This window comes from Gemmatimonas phototrophica, from assembly GCF_000695095.2.
Taxonomy (GTDB): domain Bacteria; phylum Gemmatimonadota; class Gemmatimonadetes; order Gemmatimonadales; family Gemmatimonadaceae; genus Gemmatimonas; species Gemmatimonas phototrophica.
The window spans coordinates 4,078,521-4,093,605 of the sequence record NZ_CP011454.1; the positions used below are offsets into that span (position 1 = coordinate 4,078,521).

At 64.3% G+C, this 15,085-nt stretch carries 13 protein-coding genes; 7 read left to right on the forward strand and 6 right to left on the reverse strand.

Going from position 1 to position 15,085, the window contains the following annotated elements; all coding sequences use genetic code 11:
• Positions 1-7 precede the first annotated feature (7 nt).
• The 3 genes from cysN to cysQ are packed head-to-tail and all read right to left on the reverse strand — an operon-like array spanning position 8 to position 3,661.
• Positions 8-1,900, reverse strand: coding sequence for a sulfate adenylyltransferase subunit CysN (gene cysN, locus GEMMAAP_RS17200; RefSeq protein WP_053333575.1), 1,893 nt, complete (start codon positions 1,898-1,900; stop codon positions 8-10).
• Complete coding sequence (cysD, locus tag GEMMAAP_RS17205; RefSeq protein WP_026848225.1) at positions 1,900-2,811, reverse strand: sulfate adenylyltransferase subunit CysD; 912 nt, start codon at positions 2,809-2,811, stop codon at positions 1,900-1,902. Before cysD ends, cysN begins: the two co-directional genes overlap by 1 nt.
• 16 nt (positions 2,812-2,827) lie before the next feature.
• Positions 2,828-3,661 carry a 3'(2'),5'-bisphosphate nucleotidase CysQ gene (cysQ, locus tag GEMMAAP_RS17210; protein WP_053333573.1) on the reverse strand — a complete coding sequence of 278 codons (834 nt, stop codon included), beginning with the start codon at positions 3,659-3,661 and terminating at the stop codon, positions 2,828-2,830.
• A 124-nt stretch (positions 3,662-3,785) separates the two neighbouring features.
• On the opposite strand from cysQ, the gene GEMMAAP_RS17215 reads away from it, so the two are divergent.
• Genes GEMMAAP_RS17215 through GEMMAAP_RS20840 form a run of 7 tightly spaced genes read left to right on the forward strand, consistent with a single transcriptional unit; the run spans position 3,786 to position 11,194 of the window.
• Positions 3,786-4,673 (forward strand): glycosyltransferase family protein, encoded by an 888-nt coding sequence (locus GEMMAAP_RS17215; protein ID WP_053333572.1) that lies wholly within the window; start codon positions 3,786-3,788, stop codon positions 4,671-4,673.
• On the forward strand, positions 4,670-5,770 hold the full coding sequence (locus GEMMAAP_RS17220) for a glycosyltransferase (protein ID WP_075071557.1): 1,101 nt from the start codon (positions 4,670-4,672) through the stop codon (positions 5,768-5,770). The genes GEMMAAP_RS17215 and GEMMAAP_RS17220 overlap by 4 nt, the downstream gene beginning before the upstream one ends.
• Complete coding sequence (locus tag GEMMAAP_RS17225) at positions 5,767-6,456, forward strand: sulfotransferase family protein (RefSeq protein ID WP_145979210.1); 690 nt, start codon at positions 5,767-5,769, stop codon at positions 6,454-6,456. Before GEMMAAP_RS17220 ends, GEMMAAP_RS17225 begins: the two co-directional genes overlap by 4 nt.
• The gene (locus GEMMAAP_RS17230) at positions 6,453-7,709 is read left to right on the forward strand and encodes a glycosyltransferase family 4 protein (protein ID WP_026848222.1); all 1,257 of its coding nucleotides are present in this window, start codon (positions 6,453-6,455) and stop codon (positions 7,707-7,709) included. The genes GEMMAAP_RS17225 and GEMMAAP_RS17230 overlap by 4 nt, the downstream gene beginning before the upstream one ends.
• Entirely contained in the window at positions 7,706-9,319 is a 1,614-nt protein-coding gene (locus GEMMAAP_RS17235) for an amidase family protein (RefSeq protein ID WP_053333570.1), read from the forward strand. The genes GEMMAAP_RS17230 and GEMMAAP_RS17235 overlap by 4 nt, the downstream gene beginning before the upstream one ends.
• Positions 9,319-9,930 carry a hypothetical protein gene (locus GEMMAAP_RS17240; protein ID WP_026848221.1) on the forward strand — a complete coding sequence of 204 codons (612 nt, stop codon included), beginning with the start codon at positions 9,319-9,321 and terminating at the stop codon, positions 9,928-9,930. The genes GEMMAAP_RS17235 and GEMMAAP_RS17240 overlap by 1 nt, the downstream gene beginning before the upstream one ends.
• On the forward strand, positions 9,917-11,194 hold the full coding sequence (locus tag GEMMAAP_RS20840; protein WP_202969161.1) for a thiol-disulfide oxidoreductase DCC family protein: 1,278 nt from the start codon (positions 9,917-9,919) through the stop codon (positions 11,192-11,194). The genes GEMMAAP_RS17240 and GEMMAAP_RS20840 overlap by 14 nt, the downstream gene beginning before the upstream one ends.
• 201 nt (positions 11,195-11,395) lie before the next feature.
• Here the strand turns inward: GEMMAAP_RS20840 and GEMMAAP_RS17250 are convergent, their stop codons facing one another.
• The 3 genes from GEMMAAP_RS17250 to GEMMAAP_RS17260 all read right to left on the reverse strand — a co-directional run bounded on the left by GEMMAAP_RS17250 (position 11,396) and on the right by GEMMAAP_RS17260 (position 15,046).
• Positions 11,396-11,911 carry a DinB family protein gene (locus GEMMAAP_RS17250; protein ID WP_238588157.1) on the reverse strand — a complete coding sequence of 172 codons (516 nt, stop codon included), beginning with the start codon at positions 11,909-11,911 and terminating at the stop codon, positions 11,396-11,398.
• 93 nt (positions 11,912-12,004) lie between these two features.
• Positions 12,005-13,282 (reverse strand): acetamidase/formamidase family protein, encoded by a 1,278-nt coding sequence (locus GEMMAAP_RS17255; RefSeq protein WP_158514913.1) that lies wholly within the window; start codon positions 13,280-13,282, stop codon positions 12,005-12,007.
• A gap of 285 nt (positions 13,283-13,567) precedes the next feature.
• Positions 13,568-15,046, reverse strand: coding sequence for a pyridoxal phosphate-dependent decarboxylase family protein (locus GEMMAAP_RS17260; RefSeq protein ID WP_053333567.1), 1,479 nt, complete (start codon positions 15,044-15,046; stop codon positions 13,568-13,570).
• Positions 15,047-15,085: the final 39 nt, after the last annotated feature.

The following is a 15,085-nucleotide window of genomic DNA, read 5'->3' on the forward strand; positions in this document are numbered from 1 at the left end:
CCGCGCGCTACTCCTGTTGCAGTCGGCGCCTGATCATGGCCAGCACCACATCCACTGCCGTGTCCACACTCATCGCGTCCGTGTCGATGTGCAACTCGGGAGCCACGGGGGCCTCGTAGGGCGTCGAGATGCCGGAGAGCCCAATCGTTCCGTTAGCAGCCTCGCGTGCGTAGAGTCCTTTGGGATCGCGCTGCCGCAACGTGTCTTCGCTGGCGGAGACGTGCACCTCCACAAACCGGGCGTCGGGATGCAGGGCCCGCACCGCATCGCGATCACGCGCGTACGGCGAGACAAACGCGCACAGGACGACATGCCCCGCCTCGAAAAAGAGGCGCGCCACTTCGCCGGCCCGCCGGATGTTCTCGGCGCGGTCGGCAGGACTGAACCCCAGATGCTTGTTCAGCCCGTGTCGCAGCTGATCGCCATCCAGCAACATGGTGCGCCGTCCCTCGGTGAACAGGGCGCGCTCGACGGCCATGGCAATGGTGCTCTTCCCCGCACCGGAGAGACCGGTAAACCACACCACCAACGCGCCGTGCCCCTGCTGCGTTTCACGCTCGTGCCGTGGAATGTTCCAGTCGCTCCACGTCACATTGGGCGACGCCGACGCGCCGGCCCGTTCGGCAACGTTCACGGGCCCACGAATCATGCCCGCCCCCACGGTAGCGTTCGTGGCCGGGTCAATCAGGACGAAGCTGCCGGTGGCCCCGTTCACCCGGTAACTGTCAAAGCAGAGAGGCTTGGCCGTCACCACTTCCACACGACCGATTTCGTTGAGCCCCAACTGCGTGGTTGGCTCTCGATGCATTGAGTCCACGTCCACCCGATACTCGATGCGCTCCACAAACGCGGTCAGTTCACGCGTGGTGTGCATAAGCACATACGAGCGTCCAGGCTGCAGCGGCTCTTCGTGCATCCAGCAGAGATAGGCATCAAAGCGGTCGGCCACCACCGGGCGATTCCGGCGACGGACGAGCATGTCGCCGCGAGCGAGATCAATCTCCCGATCCAGTGTGACGACTACGGCATCACCAGCGATCGCTTCGTCACGGGCCCCATCAGCGGTCCCGATGGACTGCACCACTGCTTCCGTGCCGGATGGCAGGGCCACCACTTCGTCGCCCGGGCGCATGGTGCCGGAACTCACCGTGCCGGCATAGCCGCGAAACTGCTGGTTGGGGCGGATGACATACTGCACCGGGAAACGCAGGTCGATGGTGTTGCGACGACGGCCGGCCGTGACACTCTCCAGGATATTGAGCAGCGGCCCCCCCTGATACCACGGCATCCGTGGGGAAGCCGTGACCACGTTGTCCCCTTCCAACGCCGACATGGGCACGAAGCGAATGTCGTTGGTGGTCAGACGGGCCGCAAACTGCGTATAGTCGTCCACGATGCCGCGATAGACGTCTTCCGACCATGCCACCAGGTCCATCTTGTTGATGGCCACGAAGATGTGTGGAATCCCCAGCAGCGAGGCAATGAACGAGTGGCGCTTGCTCTGCGTGAGTACGCCGTGGCGGGCGTCAACGAGAATGATGGCCACGTCGGCGGTACTGGCGCCGGTCACCATGTTGCGGGTGTACTGCACGTGGCCGGGCGTATCGGCCAGAATGAACTTGCGGCGCGGCGTGGCAAAGTACCGATACGCCACATCGATGGTGATTTTCTGCTCGCGCTCCGCCCGTAAGCCATCGGTGAGCAGAGCGAGATTCACCCCGGACTCCCCCAGACGACGGCTCGCGCCCTCGATTTGGGCCAGCTGGTCCTCAAAGATGCTCTTGGTGTCGTAAAGCAACCGACCAATAAGGGTACTTTTGCCGTCGTCCACACTGCCGGCCGTGGCAATGCGCAACAGATCCATATCGGCGTAGTGCACCGAGGCGGAGGTGGTCGGCATCAGAAGTACCCCACGCGCTTGCGGTCTTCCATCGCCGCGTCCGACCGTTTGTCATCGGCGCGCGTCCCGCGCTCCGTCACCCGGGCCGCCGCCGTTTCCTGAATGATCTCGTCTACGCTGGCGGCCGTGGAGCGCACCGCGCCGGTGCAGGTGGCATCGCCAATCGTGCGAAAGCGCACCACGCCGCGCTCAACGGGTTCGTGGGCCAGCGGCGGCAGAAAGTCCGTGACGGCATAGAGGACGCCATCGCGCACAAACACCTCGCGTTCATGCGAGAAGTAGAGCGACGGCATGGGAATGCGTTCGTGGGCGATGTACTGCCAGATATCCATCTCCGTCCAGTTGGAGATGGGGAATACGCGAAAGTGCTCACCGGGGAGCTTGCGCCCGTTGTAGAGCGACCAGAGCTCCGGCCGCTGGTTGCGTGGGTCCCATTGGCCAAAGCGATCACGGTGCGAGAAGAGACGTTCCTTGGCCCGCGCTTTTTCCTCGTCACGGCGCGCCCCACCCATGGCACAGTCGGCCTTGAGCGCCTGCAGGGCATCCAGCAGCGTCACGGTCTGCAGCGCATTGCGGCTCGCGCCTGGCCCCTGCTCTTCCTGCACCCGCCCGCGGTCAATGGAGTCCTGCACCTGCGCAATGTGCAACGTGTACCCCAGTTGCTGCGCGTAGGCATCACGGAAAGCGAGCGTTTCGGGGAAATTGTGCCCCGTATCGACGTGCAGCAGCGGGAACGGCGGTGGGGCCGGATGGAACGCCTTCCGGGCCAGCCACGACACGACAATGGAGTCCTTGCCCCCTGAGAAGAGCAACACGGGGCGCTCGAACTGCGCCGCCACTTCCCGCAGCACGTGAATGGATTCGTTCTCCAGCGCCAGCAGATGACCGCGGCGAAGGGGACTGGGCGTCACGAAGGTCATGGCATGCCTACGGAATAATGGACGAGTCGGTCACCACCGCCTGCCATGGGAAGGTCGGGTCGCCAACGGCCACGAACATGGGATTCAGCGTACGCAACGAGGGGTAGCGCAACGGCGCACCCGTCAGCGCAAACACCTCCCCACCCGCCGCGCGCAGCACGGCGTGCGCCGCTGCCGTGTCCCACGGCATGGTTGGCCCGTCGCGGAAGTACAGGTCGGCCCGCCCCTCGGCCACCAGACAGAACTTGAGCGAACTCCCCACCGACAGGGTCTGCGCATTGGGCAGCCGCTGCAGCATGGCCTGCACCAGTGGACCGGCATGGTCACGACTGGCCACCACACGCAGGGCGGCAGTGGGCGCCGGCGTCCGGGTCGCGAGCTTTGTGGTCCCCGTGGGCCCAATGACCCATGCGCCATTGGACGCGGTGTACCAGGTGTGCCCACTCACCGGAGCATGGACCACGCCCAGCACCGGCTCGCCACGGTGCACCAGCGCGATGTTTACCGTGAACTCGCCGGTGCGTTTCACGAACTCCTTGGTGCCATCGAGCGGGTCTACCACCCAGCAGACGGTCTCATCCAGTGCGGTTGCCGGGGCTCCTTCTTCAGAAACGACCGGGACCCCGGGAAACCGGTGCGCGAGCGCCGTCGCAATGACCTCGTGGCTGCGAACATCCGCCTCGGTGAGTGGCGAATAGTCCGCCTTGTACGACACACCGTTCAGGTCGTGGCGCTGGTACACCTCCAGCACGGCCGCCCCCGCGTCGTGGGCAATGGCCACGACTTCGCCTACGCGTTCTCCCAGCGCTTGGAGTATCTCGGCAGACGGCGACTGTGTCATGTACACAAGCTAGAGAGATTGCGAAGCCGCGGCCACGGCGAGTCACAAACGACGGTGGCCGGTGTCCACAATCGGTCTCGGTGGGCATATTCCCGCAGTGACCACTGCCCGGCCTCTTCCCCCTGTGCTGCTCCTGGTATTCAACCGGCCCGCCGTGGTTCGTGAGCTGGTGGCCGCACTGCGCGTGAATAAGCCTCCCGTCGTGTACGTGGCGGGCGACGGCCCACGCACGACGCACCCTGCAGATACCGCGCGCTGCGCCGAGGTGCGCGAGGTGATCGCCCGCGATATTGACTGGCCATGCTCGGTGCGCACGTGGTTCCGGGAGACCAATGTCGGCCTGCAGCGGGCGGTGGTCTCCGGCATTGATTGGCTGTTCAGTCACGAAACCGCCGGCGTGATTCTCGAGGATGATTGTCTGCCGGCCCCCGACTTTCTGCCATTTGCCGGCGCGATGCTGGAACGCTACGCGGACACCCCCTCCGTGATGCAGATCTCGGGAGTGTCCATGCGGTCCGCCTCGACGCGCAGCCGCGAGAGTTATCACTACGCGCAGGTCGGACATATCTGGGGGTGGGCGACCTGGCGCCGCGCCTGGGCGCAGTATGACCCCACGCTGTCGACGTGGCCGGCCGTGCGCGACAGCTATCGGCGGGACCCGAGTTCTCTTCGCCGCGCCCTCGCCGCAAAGTTTGCCTCGGCCCACGCGGGACGGAAATGGACGTGGTCACGCGCGTGGTACTGGAGCACCGTGCAGCAACGGGGATTGTCGGTCATTCCGTCGCTAAATCTCATTCACAACGTAGGCGACGGAGAGGATGCCACCCACCAGCACGGCGCACGCCACCCGCTGCGCCGTGTGCATGAGGAAGGCTTGACGTGGCCGCTCGTGCATCCGCCGCGACTGGTCACCGACGACGCGTACGACCAGCTCTTGACACGGTATCATCGAGGTTCGTTCAAACAGCAGCTGACGGAACGCTGGTGGGCACTGCGGGAGCAGCTGGCATGACAGTGGTCCCGCCCGGCTCACGCATCATGCTGTTGATTCACCGCGCCGACATTGGCGGGGTGGAGCGCCGTCTCTCCATTCTGGCGGACCAGTTCGAGGCCGCGGGTATTACGTGCACCTTCGTCGCCGTCAGTGGCGCCTCGACGGATCCTGGACCGCTCGCCCATCGGACCGTGTTGGCGCTCGATCCGACTCGATCGCGCACCCTCTGGCGCAACCTGCGCCGCTGGTGGCGGCTCCGGCGGCTGCTGGCCCAGACTCCTCACACTGCACTACTGACCTTCGGACACCACGCCAACGCACTGGGGGCACTGGCCGCCGCTGGCACCGGTATCCAGGTCATCCTCAGTGAAGTCCTGTCGCCCTTTGTCCGTCATCGCCGGTGGTGGAACCGCACCACCATGTGGAGCTACCGACTTGCCGATGTCCTCGTGGTGCAGACACAGCGACTTGCCGACGACTTCCGTCAACGGTTGCCGCAACCGAGACGGGTCGTGGTGATTCCCAATCCGCTGCACCCTTCAACGATTGTCCCCACGGCAGATGGCGCACGGCAACCGGTCATCCTCGGCCTCGGGCGCCTCGTTCCCCAAAAACGCTATCAGGACCTGATCACCGCGTTTGCCCGTGTGGCGCCCGATTTTCCGGACTGGCGCGTGCGGATCATCGGGAGCGGCCCGGAACTGTCCGGATTGCGCGCCCTTGCAGAACAGCTGGACGTGGCGGCGCGCGTTGAATTGCCCGGCGCTACGACCAATCCCTGGCCGGACCTTCGGAGCGCATCGGTGTTGGCGCATTGCGCCGCGTATGAGGGGTTCTGCAACACAATCATTGAGGGACTCGCCAACGGTTGCGCGGTCGTTGCCAGTGATTGCCCGTATGGGCCCCGCGAAATCCTCGCCAATGGTGAGGGCTTGCTGTATCCCGTTGGCGATATCGACGCCCTGAGCAGTCACCTGCGGCTCTTGATGGGTAACGAACCCTCGCGCGTTGCAGTGGCGCGCGTTGGCCATGCCTCAGTTGGTCGATTCCGCCTGGACGCCAACGTGCGTATGTGGCAGGCCCTCTTCATCCCGACGCCGCCGGTCCGCTCGTGAGACGCGCCTCCCCACGCTTCGTGATCTACGCGCAAGGGCGCACGGGGAGCCACCTGCTCATGAGTCTCCTCGGGTCACATTCGCAAGTGGAGTGCGCCGGTGAACTGCTCAACCGGCAGGATTGGACAGGATGGCGGCAGTATGCGCGGCGCGCAGTCTTGCGCGCACCGGATCTGTATTTGCCGCTGCGCTCTCGAGCGGCGACGCGCCTGTGCTGGGGCGGGAAGGTGCCCATTGCCACGTCCGCGCGGGGATTGGCCCGCCTGCAGGCGCAGGGCTGGTGCGTGCTCTTTCTGGAGCGCACATCGATATTTGACCGAGCCATCTCGTGGTGCGTAGCCACGCTGGCTGGACGCTTCCAATCCACCGGCCGGGAGCAGGCGCCGCGACTCCTCGTTCCCGAACCGCTATTCCTTGAGCAGCTCGCATTTCGCGCCTACTGGGATCGGGAATCACAACGTGTCATGCAGGACATCCCACATCTGCGGCTGAACTACGAAGCCGATCTGGCGCAACCGGCGCTGTGGCAGCAGACCGCCAGCCGGGTCTGTGCCACGCTCGGCGTGACCAGTGAGCCACTTGCAGGCCAGACCGCACGAAGCTGGGATCGTCGCTATGACGAGATCGTCGAGAACTACGACCGGTTGCTGCGTCTCTACGAAGCCACGGTGACCACGGCGCCATGAGCACCCGCACGTTGCACGTCGTTGCCGCCGTTCAAAGCTACGCTCCCGCCGTTGGCGGCGCGCAGCATCTTCTGGCGTCGATATTGGAGTCTTGGGTGGCCCAGGGTCATCGCGCCACGGTCATCACGTACAACGCAACATCCACCCGTGAGCTGAAAGGGCGCGGCGCCGGATTGCCGCCCAGCGAGACGTTGAATGGCGTCGACATCATCCGCGTGTCACCAGCGGGGGGATGGCCGTCGCAGCTTCTCTATCAAGTGAGCCGCCGCCGAGTGCTCGGCGGCATCACCCGCGCACTCACGGGGCTCGACGCGCCCTACTGGGGCGACCGCCCCAACGCGTTCGCTCTCAGCCACGCACTTCGTCGTTGTGATCCCGATGTACTGCTTTCCGTGGGGTGGTTCTCTCGGCACGTGCCACTGACACACGCCGTGGCGCGCGCGCGCGGAATCCCCATCGTCGGACTGCCTCTCTTTCACCTGGAACGTCCGTCCGCGTCGTGGCCGCGCCATCGCTGGCTATGCCGATCGACTTCGGCACTGGTTGCGTTAACCCCACCCGAAGCGGTACACGCGCAGACATTGGGAGCACGCGACGTACAGGTGATTGCACCCGGAATCGCGGCAAACTGGGCTGCCCATGCAAATGGACCATCGTGGAGAGCCGCCCGGGGCATTTCCGCCGATCGACCTGTCGTGCTGTTTGTGGGTCGTCAGGTGCGCCACAAAGGCGCGCCACTGCTGATTGCCGCGATGCAGCAGGTGTGGCACGAATGCCCGGAAGCGCTCCTCGTTTTTGCCGGCCGATCACACAATCGTGACGCGGAAACCACCGCCGCCATGGATCAGCTGCAACCGGCTGAGCGTGACCGCGTCCTGCTCGCCGATGATTTCTCCAACGAAGAGGCACCGTCTCTTCTGCAAAGCTGCTCCGTTTTGGCCATGCCGAGCGTTCAGGACTCCTTTGGATTGGTGTACCTCCAGGCGTGGTCCGCCGGGCGACCGGTCATTGGTGCCGACGTTGCCAGTACACGATCCATCGTGAGGCACGGCGAAAACGGATTGCTGGTACCTCCAAACGACAAATCCGCGTTGGCCCAGGCCATACTGTCGTGTGTTCGCAATCCCGCCTACGCCGACCAGCTGGGACGGGCCGGACAGGAACGCGCCAACTCGGCCTATCCCCTCCGGGCGCAGCACGAAGAGTGGCGACTGTTGTTGGAACGTATTTCTCACTCTCGGAGCAAGACGTGAAGCGTCTCGTGATGTCGGTATTGGCGTTTGTATCGATGCAGCTGTGGCCGGGTGTGGTGGACGGACAAACCGTCTCCGAACCACAACCACTGGACGCGGCCTCCATTGCGCAGGTGAACGCCGCCATGGATGCGGGACAGCTCACATCGGAGCAATTGGTCCAGCGCTATCTTGCACGCATTGCGGCATACGATCGCAAGGGCCCGGCGATTCATGCCGTCATCAGTCTCAACGCCAACGCCCTGAGCGAAGCGCGGGCGCTCGATGCGGAGCGGAAGTCCAAAGGGCGACGTTCGCCACTGCACGGCATCCCACTGGTCCTCAAGGACAACTTCGATACGCGGGACCTCCCCACGACGGCAGGTTCCGTCCTGCTCGAGGGGCATCAGCCATCGCGCGATGCCGCCGTTGTGCAACAGCTGCGAAATGCCGGCGCCATCATTCTGGCCAAGGTCAATCTGTCAGAGTTCGCCTCCGGCGGTACGTTCAGTTCACTGGGCGGGCAGACGCTCAACCCGCACGCGCTCGCCTATTCGCCCGGCGGCAGCTCCGGGGGCACTGGCGCAGCCGTCGCCGCCGCCTTTGCCCAATTTGGACTGGGAACGGATACAGGCGGCAGCATCCGGGGCCCTGCCACGGTCAATGGGATTGTAGCGCTGAAGCCCACCCTCGGACTGATCAGCCGAACCGGCATCGTCCCGCTGGCGCTCTCATTCGATACCGGTGGCCCCATGACCCGGTCGGTGAGTGACCTCGCCCTGGTGCTCGGCATCATGACCGCAGCAGATCCCACCGATAGCAGCACCCTGGTGTCGTCCCGTCGTGTCCTCACCGACTACACGCCTCACCTGAAAGCAGATGCACTGCGCGGCGCGCGCATCGGAGTCCTGCGTGATTTCGTGGGATACGACACCGACGTGGACTGGGTGGTGGAGGCGTCGCTCGATGTGATGCGCCGTCAGGGCGCCACGGTGGTTGACGTTCGCCTACCAGCGTGGGTGCTCACCGCCAAAGACGCGTGGTACACGGCCGTGCGCTTTCCCGAATTTCCGGTGCAGTTGGCCGAGTACCTGCGCACCACGGGAGACACGTTTCCCAAATCCCTCGATGAGCTGGTGACCCGGGCACGCGAACACACTTCGCTTGGTACCAACGGGACTGGGCCCAATCCGTCGCGATGGTCCCGCTTCCTGGCCGAACAGCGTAGTGGTTCGCTGAGCGATGTCCGTTATCGGTCGGTGAAGGAGCACGCGCTCCCCCTGCTGCGGCAGCTGCTCACCGGCCTCATGGACGAACAACAGCTGGATGCGTTTGTGTATCCCACCCAACCGGTAAAACCGGAGCGACTGGACGCTGCATCCACGGGTGCTGCGCCTGATCCCATGAATCTGGCCAACCTTTCGGGATTCCCGGATCTGATCGTGCCGGCCGGATTCAGTGGCAACCACCTCCCCATTGGCCTGTCGTTCATGGGTCGGGCTTGGAGTGAACCGCGACTGATTGAACTGGCGTTTGCCTTTGAACAGGCCACGCAGGCGCGACGTCTACCGGTGCATACCCCACTCCTTGGCCACATGTCAGGCACTCGCCGTGTGCCCAACACGCCGTGATGCGACTCACTGCATTCTTCGTGGTAGTAAGCCTGGCCGCGCTGCTTGGGCTGTCCACCTGGGTCGAATCGCTGATCGAGGCCATCCTGATCTTTGCGGTGTTCTCGCTGCTCCTTGTGCACCGCCCCCTGCTGACCGTCCTTGGGCGCGCGCCCCGTGCTCTTCGCCTTGCGGCGCTGACAATGGCCGGGCTCTGGAGTTGGTCTCAGCTGCACGAAGTCGTCATTGACTCGTACCCGTTCATTTCGTGGCGCATGTACGGGGAGGCACCCAAGTACCAGGACTATTCAGGCTATCGACTCGTCGGCGAGCGCTGCACGGGTGAAACCATCGTGCTTCCTCCATCAAGCCGGGCAACCGGACGCCGCCCCGTACTCTCCCTCGCCGTGCGGCGTGCCTACGAAGAATCCCAGAATGCGTCGGGCAATCCGGCGCGGGCCCGGCAGAGGATGGACAAACTGCTGTCGGCCATCCTGACACAGTGGAACAGCAATCGCCCAACCCTTGAGCTCTGCGCCCTGCTGCTGCAGCAGACGAGCATCAACGTAGGTGAGAGGGCCGGGACCACCCCGGAACGCTACACGACGGTACGACGATATGATGCGCGATAAGTCGCTCATCCTTCACGCCGAGGCGTCGGCACAGTCGGTGGCAATGTTTCGCGTGGGTGTCTTTTTGCTGTGCGCCGCCGAAGCCCTCTTTCTCAGTCGGCAAGTACTCACGCTTCCACCTGATACGCTGTCTCTCTTCGGATTTCTGGCGTATCTCCCCAGCGCAGTCATCGACTGGGTACACACCGCCAATGGGCAGTACGCCAGCCTTGGCATGGCGTTTGCCTCGGCGGTTGCGGCGGCGCTCGGGATCGCGCCGCGTCTTTCAATGCCGCTGGCCACAGTGTTTTTCATCTTTACGCAAGCGCTGCCACGGGCCCTGATGGGCTCTTCCAATCATTCCCAGTTGCCCGTCATGATGGCCGCGATCCTGTTGTCGATCGGCCCGTCGACCGATGCACTGGTGCTATGGCCCAGGAAGGGTCGCCCTGCTCAGGCGCATCCTCCCGACTACCAATCCACACTGCTGCTCATCGCCCTCATTGTATGCACCAGCTACACCTTCATTGCCGCGCACCGGATTGCGTATGGAGGCTGGGCGCTTTTTGCAAGCGAAAGCATGTCGCAATGGATGGTACTCTGGAATATCGGGGAACCGAACCCTGAAGCGACACTGGGCATGCACGTGGTGCGCTCGCCGTGGCTTGCCAAGGCGGCCCAGATCAGTTTCCCGATACTGACCGTCGTGGAGTTGCTGGCTCCATTCAGTCTGATCTCCCGGCGCTTTCGCTACGTCTTTCTGCCCACGATGCTGGCCATGCACACCAGCATCTATCTCCTCATGAACGTCAGCTTTTCGCAGCTCGCGTGCCTGTATGTACTGTTCATCGACTCGGCGCGCTGGTCGCCGCGCCGCCCGGCCGTCGATGCGCAAGGACATCCGCAACCGCTGCTGGTCCTCTTTGATGGTGTGTGCGGTCTCTGCAATCGCTTCGTAGACTTTCTCGTCGCACGCGACCCTGGCAACGCGCTGCGCTTTGCCTCGCTGCAGGGCGCCACGGCCGCATCCATCCCGAACCTGCCCAATGTGGACTCGGTGGTCGTGGCCGACGGCGAGGCGTTGCACATTCGCAGTGACGGGGCCATTGCGGCGCTCAGTCGCCTCGGCGGCCTCTGGTCATTCTTCGCGGTGTTCGGGCTGGTGCCCAGACCCATTCGTGATGCGGTGTATGTGTTTATCGCCAACAATCGCTACCGCTGGTTTGGCAAGTACGACGCCTGTCGACTTCCCACCGCAGCCGAGCAGCACTGGTTTCTGCCGTAGCAGAACCCCTCTATGCATGAACTTTCGACCCCGTCATTTCAGCACCCCCGTTCCTGATCGAAAGAGGTGATGAGGGATGGAAGTGGACGTTGTCGATGACCCTCCCCAACTCTGCGGCTCCCCACCTCCCTCGGTCAGGCCCGTACCAGACCGGAGGAGGTTACGAGTACAGGAGGTGGCAAGGCCTGCGAATTCCAACACTCACGGCCGATCAAGAATGGGCAGATACGCCCGCCACGGCCCTACCTCGACGCGATACTGCTTGGCCAGAACGCGAGCAATCTGAGCGGTATGCCCGAGATCATGCACGGCCCACGTGGCCAGCAGTTGCTGCAGCGTCACACGCCCGAAGGCCGGATGCTCACCGGTCAGGGCCAGCTGGGAAGCTGAAAGGTCCCAACTGCGCAGTTCGGCGAGGTTGGCCACCCGCAGCATCGAAAATTCATCGAGCAACTGCGCCAGCGTTTTGCCGGCGCTCTCGTGCACCTGCGCAAAGCGATCGTACGGCGCAAACCGTTGCTCCGGACCCTGGGCCAGAATGATTCGCGCCCGCGGTATCCAGTCGGCACGCTCGCCGTGCACGAGGTGCCCAACATTGTCGAATGCGCTGAACGTCTCCGGCCCTTCGTTCGGATCTGTCCAGCGGTGCGACAATCCGGCGAGCATTCCGTGCAACGCATGCGGTGTGCGCTCGAGGATGTCGAGGGTGTCAGGCAATGAGAATTGCATACTGCCGGAGGCGTCGTTCGAGAGTGGTACCGAGTACCCGGGAGAGCCGACGGAACGTACTCCCCGGCCAACCAGACGCAGCTATTTCCTTGTGGGCCGCACCAGCGTGCGCAAAGCCGCCTTGGGAATGCGGGCCGTCACGCCAAATCCGGGCGGCACGACGTCGGGAATGTCGAACTGCAGGGCAAACCCCATCACCAGCGCGACATCGCTGGCGGTCAGTCCGTAGTCCGTCGTCAGCCAGCGGGCCATGTCGCTGGAGGCCCGTCGCATGGCCGCATCGAGCGACCCGGCAACCCCAATGCTCATGATGTCGGTGGCATCTTCTGCTCGCGTGAGCTCCGCGAACCCCCATCGCTTGATGGCCACGGTAAACGACACATCGAGACTGGTCTCCATCGCGTCTCCGGTAAGCTCACCGCTCCCCTGTGCGGCATGCCCGTCGCCCAGATACAGCTGCGCGCCCATGGTGCTTACTGGCAGATGGATGGTGGTACCTTCGCGCAGACGCGCGCTCTCCATGTTGCCGCCGTAGCTCCCCGACTCGCGTGAACTGGGCGCGTATTCCGTGCTGGCGGCCGTTGCCACGACCCCCAGAAATGGCGACAACGGCACGGTAAAGTCACGTAGCGCCGGCGATGGCGCCGTGAGACGACCCTGCAGCGCGACGGTATCCAGCGTCCACTTATTGTCGGGCGGTGTCGCCGGTGTTTGGCGCTCGGTGGCATACGACGGATCGATGGCCGTTTCCACCAGCGACGTACCACTGAAGGCCCAATCGCGATTGAGGCGCACGCGGTGCAACGTGACCACCAGTACATCGCCCGGCACGGCCCCCTCCACGTAGAAGGGACCAGTGAGGGGATTGCCCCCCGGCGACCGTTTGTTCCCGCGCGCACCGAAGGCGCCACGCCCCCAGCCGCCGGCATCGAGCGTGGTCGTGTGCACGGTGTCACCGGCAGCAATGCGCAGCACAGGTGCCGTGGTTCCGCTGTACGCCCGTGGGAATGTGGACGGATCGACCTTGAAGGCGCGCGGTGCTGCCGGAGGTCGGAATCGCACCCCCGTCCAACGAGAGGAGTCGGGAGCAATACCAAGCCAGCCGACCAACGAATCGCCGCGCACCGTGCCACGCCAGCGGAAATCGCCCACGCTGAACTGCACACGGTTGGCCGCTAGGGACACCACAAACGACTGACCATAGACCGCACCACGCAGTGTATCGCCATTGAATGCCAGCACGACTCGCTGCGGCTGCGCATCGCCGTCCATTTCGAAGATCCACTCACCTGCAAGGTTCAGCGCGGCAACTTTTGACGACTGTTGCGCCGGTATCGGCATGGGGGACAAAAGCGTCACCGATGACAAACCGGCCACAAGCATTCGTCGGCAAAAGCAAACGGGCATTCGAGGCACCTGTTGCGAAGATGATGGGAGCTGTGCGTGCAAGACCCTTAGAAATGACGGCATTTCTGACATGTTCGCACGCCACTGCGACTTGGATGCAAGGCGGCGATTTCGCCGCTCCACGTCCCTTCCCACCTCCTCAGCTCCCCACCTCCTTCCGTCAGGCACGGACCAGATCGAAGGAGGTGCAGAGGAGAGGAGGTGCAGAGCAGACCCTGATGGCGCTGCAGAGCGGGCTCAGCGATGATGTTTGAGCACGTAGGCCGCTTCCGCCTCAAGCCCTGCCACCAGTGCCTCGATGTGCGCCACATCAGTCCGTGCATTCATCACGGTCACGCGCAGCACCCGTCGCCCATCGAGCGTCGTGGCGGTAATCCAGCCACGCCCGCTGCGGTTGTACCGCTCCCGCAGCGCATCGGTGAGCGCATCGCGATCGGTCACATCGGCCTCCGGCGGGTTCCACGCAAAGCACAGAATGTTGCTCTCGGGGACATGCAGCGGCACAAACTGCGCATGCCCCGTCAGCAACGTGTGCAACGTGGTGGCCATACGGCACAACCGGTCGTATAACGCGGCCAGCGCATCCGCCCCGTAACGCTCGAAGGCCACCCACAACTTCACCACATCGGCCCGGCGGGAACACTGAAACGAGCGTGGCCCAATGTCCCAGGCGCGCGCGTCGTCATTGGGATTGAACAGATAGGGCGCCTTCTGCGAGAAGGCGGCTTCGAGGTCGTGCTCTTCACGCATGAGCAGGAGCCCTGCGGCCAATGGCAGCAGCAACGTTTTGTGCGGGTCCCACGCAACCGATCGCGCGCGGGCGATACCGGCAATGCGTGCGGCATGCGTTGGCGACAACATCGCCGCACCACCGTGCGCGGCATCCACGTGCAACCACAGCGGACCATTCGCGTCGGCAAACTCCTCACAGGCATCGGCCACGGCATTGAGGTCGTCAAACGTACCCGTGGCCGTGCATCCCGCCGTGGCCACCACCGCCATGACCCGTGTCCCCGCCGTGCGCAGCTCCGCCAGGGTCTTCCGCAGCAGTGGAACGCTGAGGCGATGATCCGCGCTGGGCACGGTCACCACGTGACGCACGCCCAATCCCATCTCGCCAGCCGCACGCATGACGGCGTAGTGGGCATGCTCCCCGCACACCAGCACCGGCGGTTGCACGCCGACACCCGTGCGCCACACATCGGGAATGGCCCGGCTGCGTGCCGCCAGCAGCGCCGTAAAGGTGGCTTCGGTGCCGCCACTGGTCATGGTGCCACCTGCCCGCGAGTCCCACCCCACGAGATCGGTCATCCACTCCACCACCTGCTGCTCCAGTGGCGTGAATGACGGCGACATTTCGCGCACCGCCATGCTCTGGTTGTAGGCGCTGATCAGCGCATCAGTCCACACCGCCGCCGGCAACGGCGCCGACACCTGGTGGCCGATGTACATGGGGTGCGCCAGGCGGTTCACATCGTCGAGCAGCAGCTTGGACAACCGCCGGGCCACGTCCACCAACGGACGCGAGCGGCGCGGCAGCGTTTCGCTGAGGCGATCGGCAATGACTTCGGCGCTGTGCCACGTGGAGACCGGTCCTTCACCGGCGCGCGTGCTGGACAGGTACTGCGCCGCGAGTTCGAGAATCGGCCGGGCCGCCTCGAGGGACGTATCCGCCTCGAGGAGCGCCAGCGGATCGACAACGTCGTCTTCAGTCATGGCAGGGTCAGGGCCGGTCGGGGAAGGCGCTCCGCGCAC

Coding starts and splice junctions, on each gene's coding strand:
- cysN (WP_053333575.1), bottom strand. CDS start 1,900: ATGCCGACCACCTCCGCCTCGGTGCACTACGCCGATATGGATCTGTTG.
- cysQ (WP_053333573.1), bottom strand. CDS start 3,661: ATGACACAGTCGCCGTCTGCCGAGATACTCCAAGCGCTGGGAGAACGC.
- GEMMAAP_RS17220 (WP_075071557.1), top strand. CDS start 4,670: ATGACAGTGGTCCCGCCCGGCTCACGCATCATGCTGTTGATTCACCGC.
- GEMMAAP_RS17230 (WP_026848222.1), top strand. CDS start 6,453: ATGAGCACCCGCACGTTGCACGTCGTTGCCGCCGTTCAAAGCTACGCT.
- GEMMAAP_RS17240 (WP_026848221.1), top strand. CDS start 9,319: ATGCGACTCACTGCATTCTTCGTGGTAGTAAGCCTGGCCGCGCTGCTT.
- GEMMAAP_RS20840 (WP_202969161.1), top strand. CDS start 9,917: ATGATGCGCGATAAGTCGCTCATCCTTCACGCCGAGGCGTCGGCACAG.
- GEMMAAP_RS17260 (WP_053333567.1), bottom strand. CDS start 15,046: ATGACTGAAGACGACGTTGTCGATCCGCTGGCGCTCCTCGAGGCGGAT.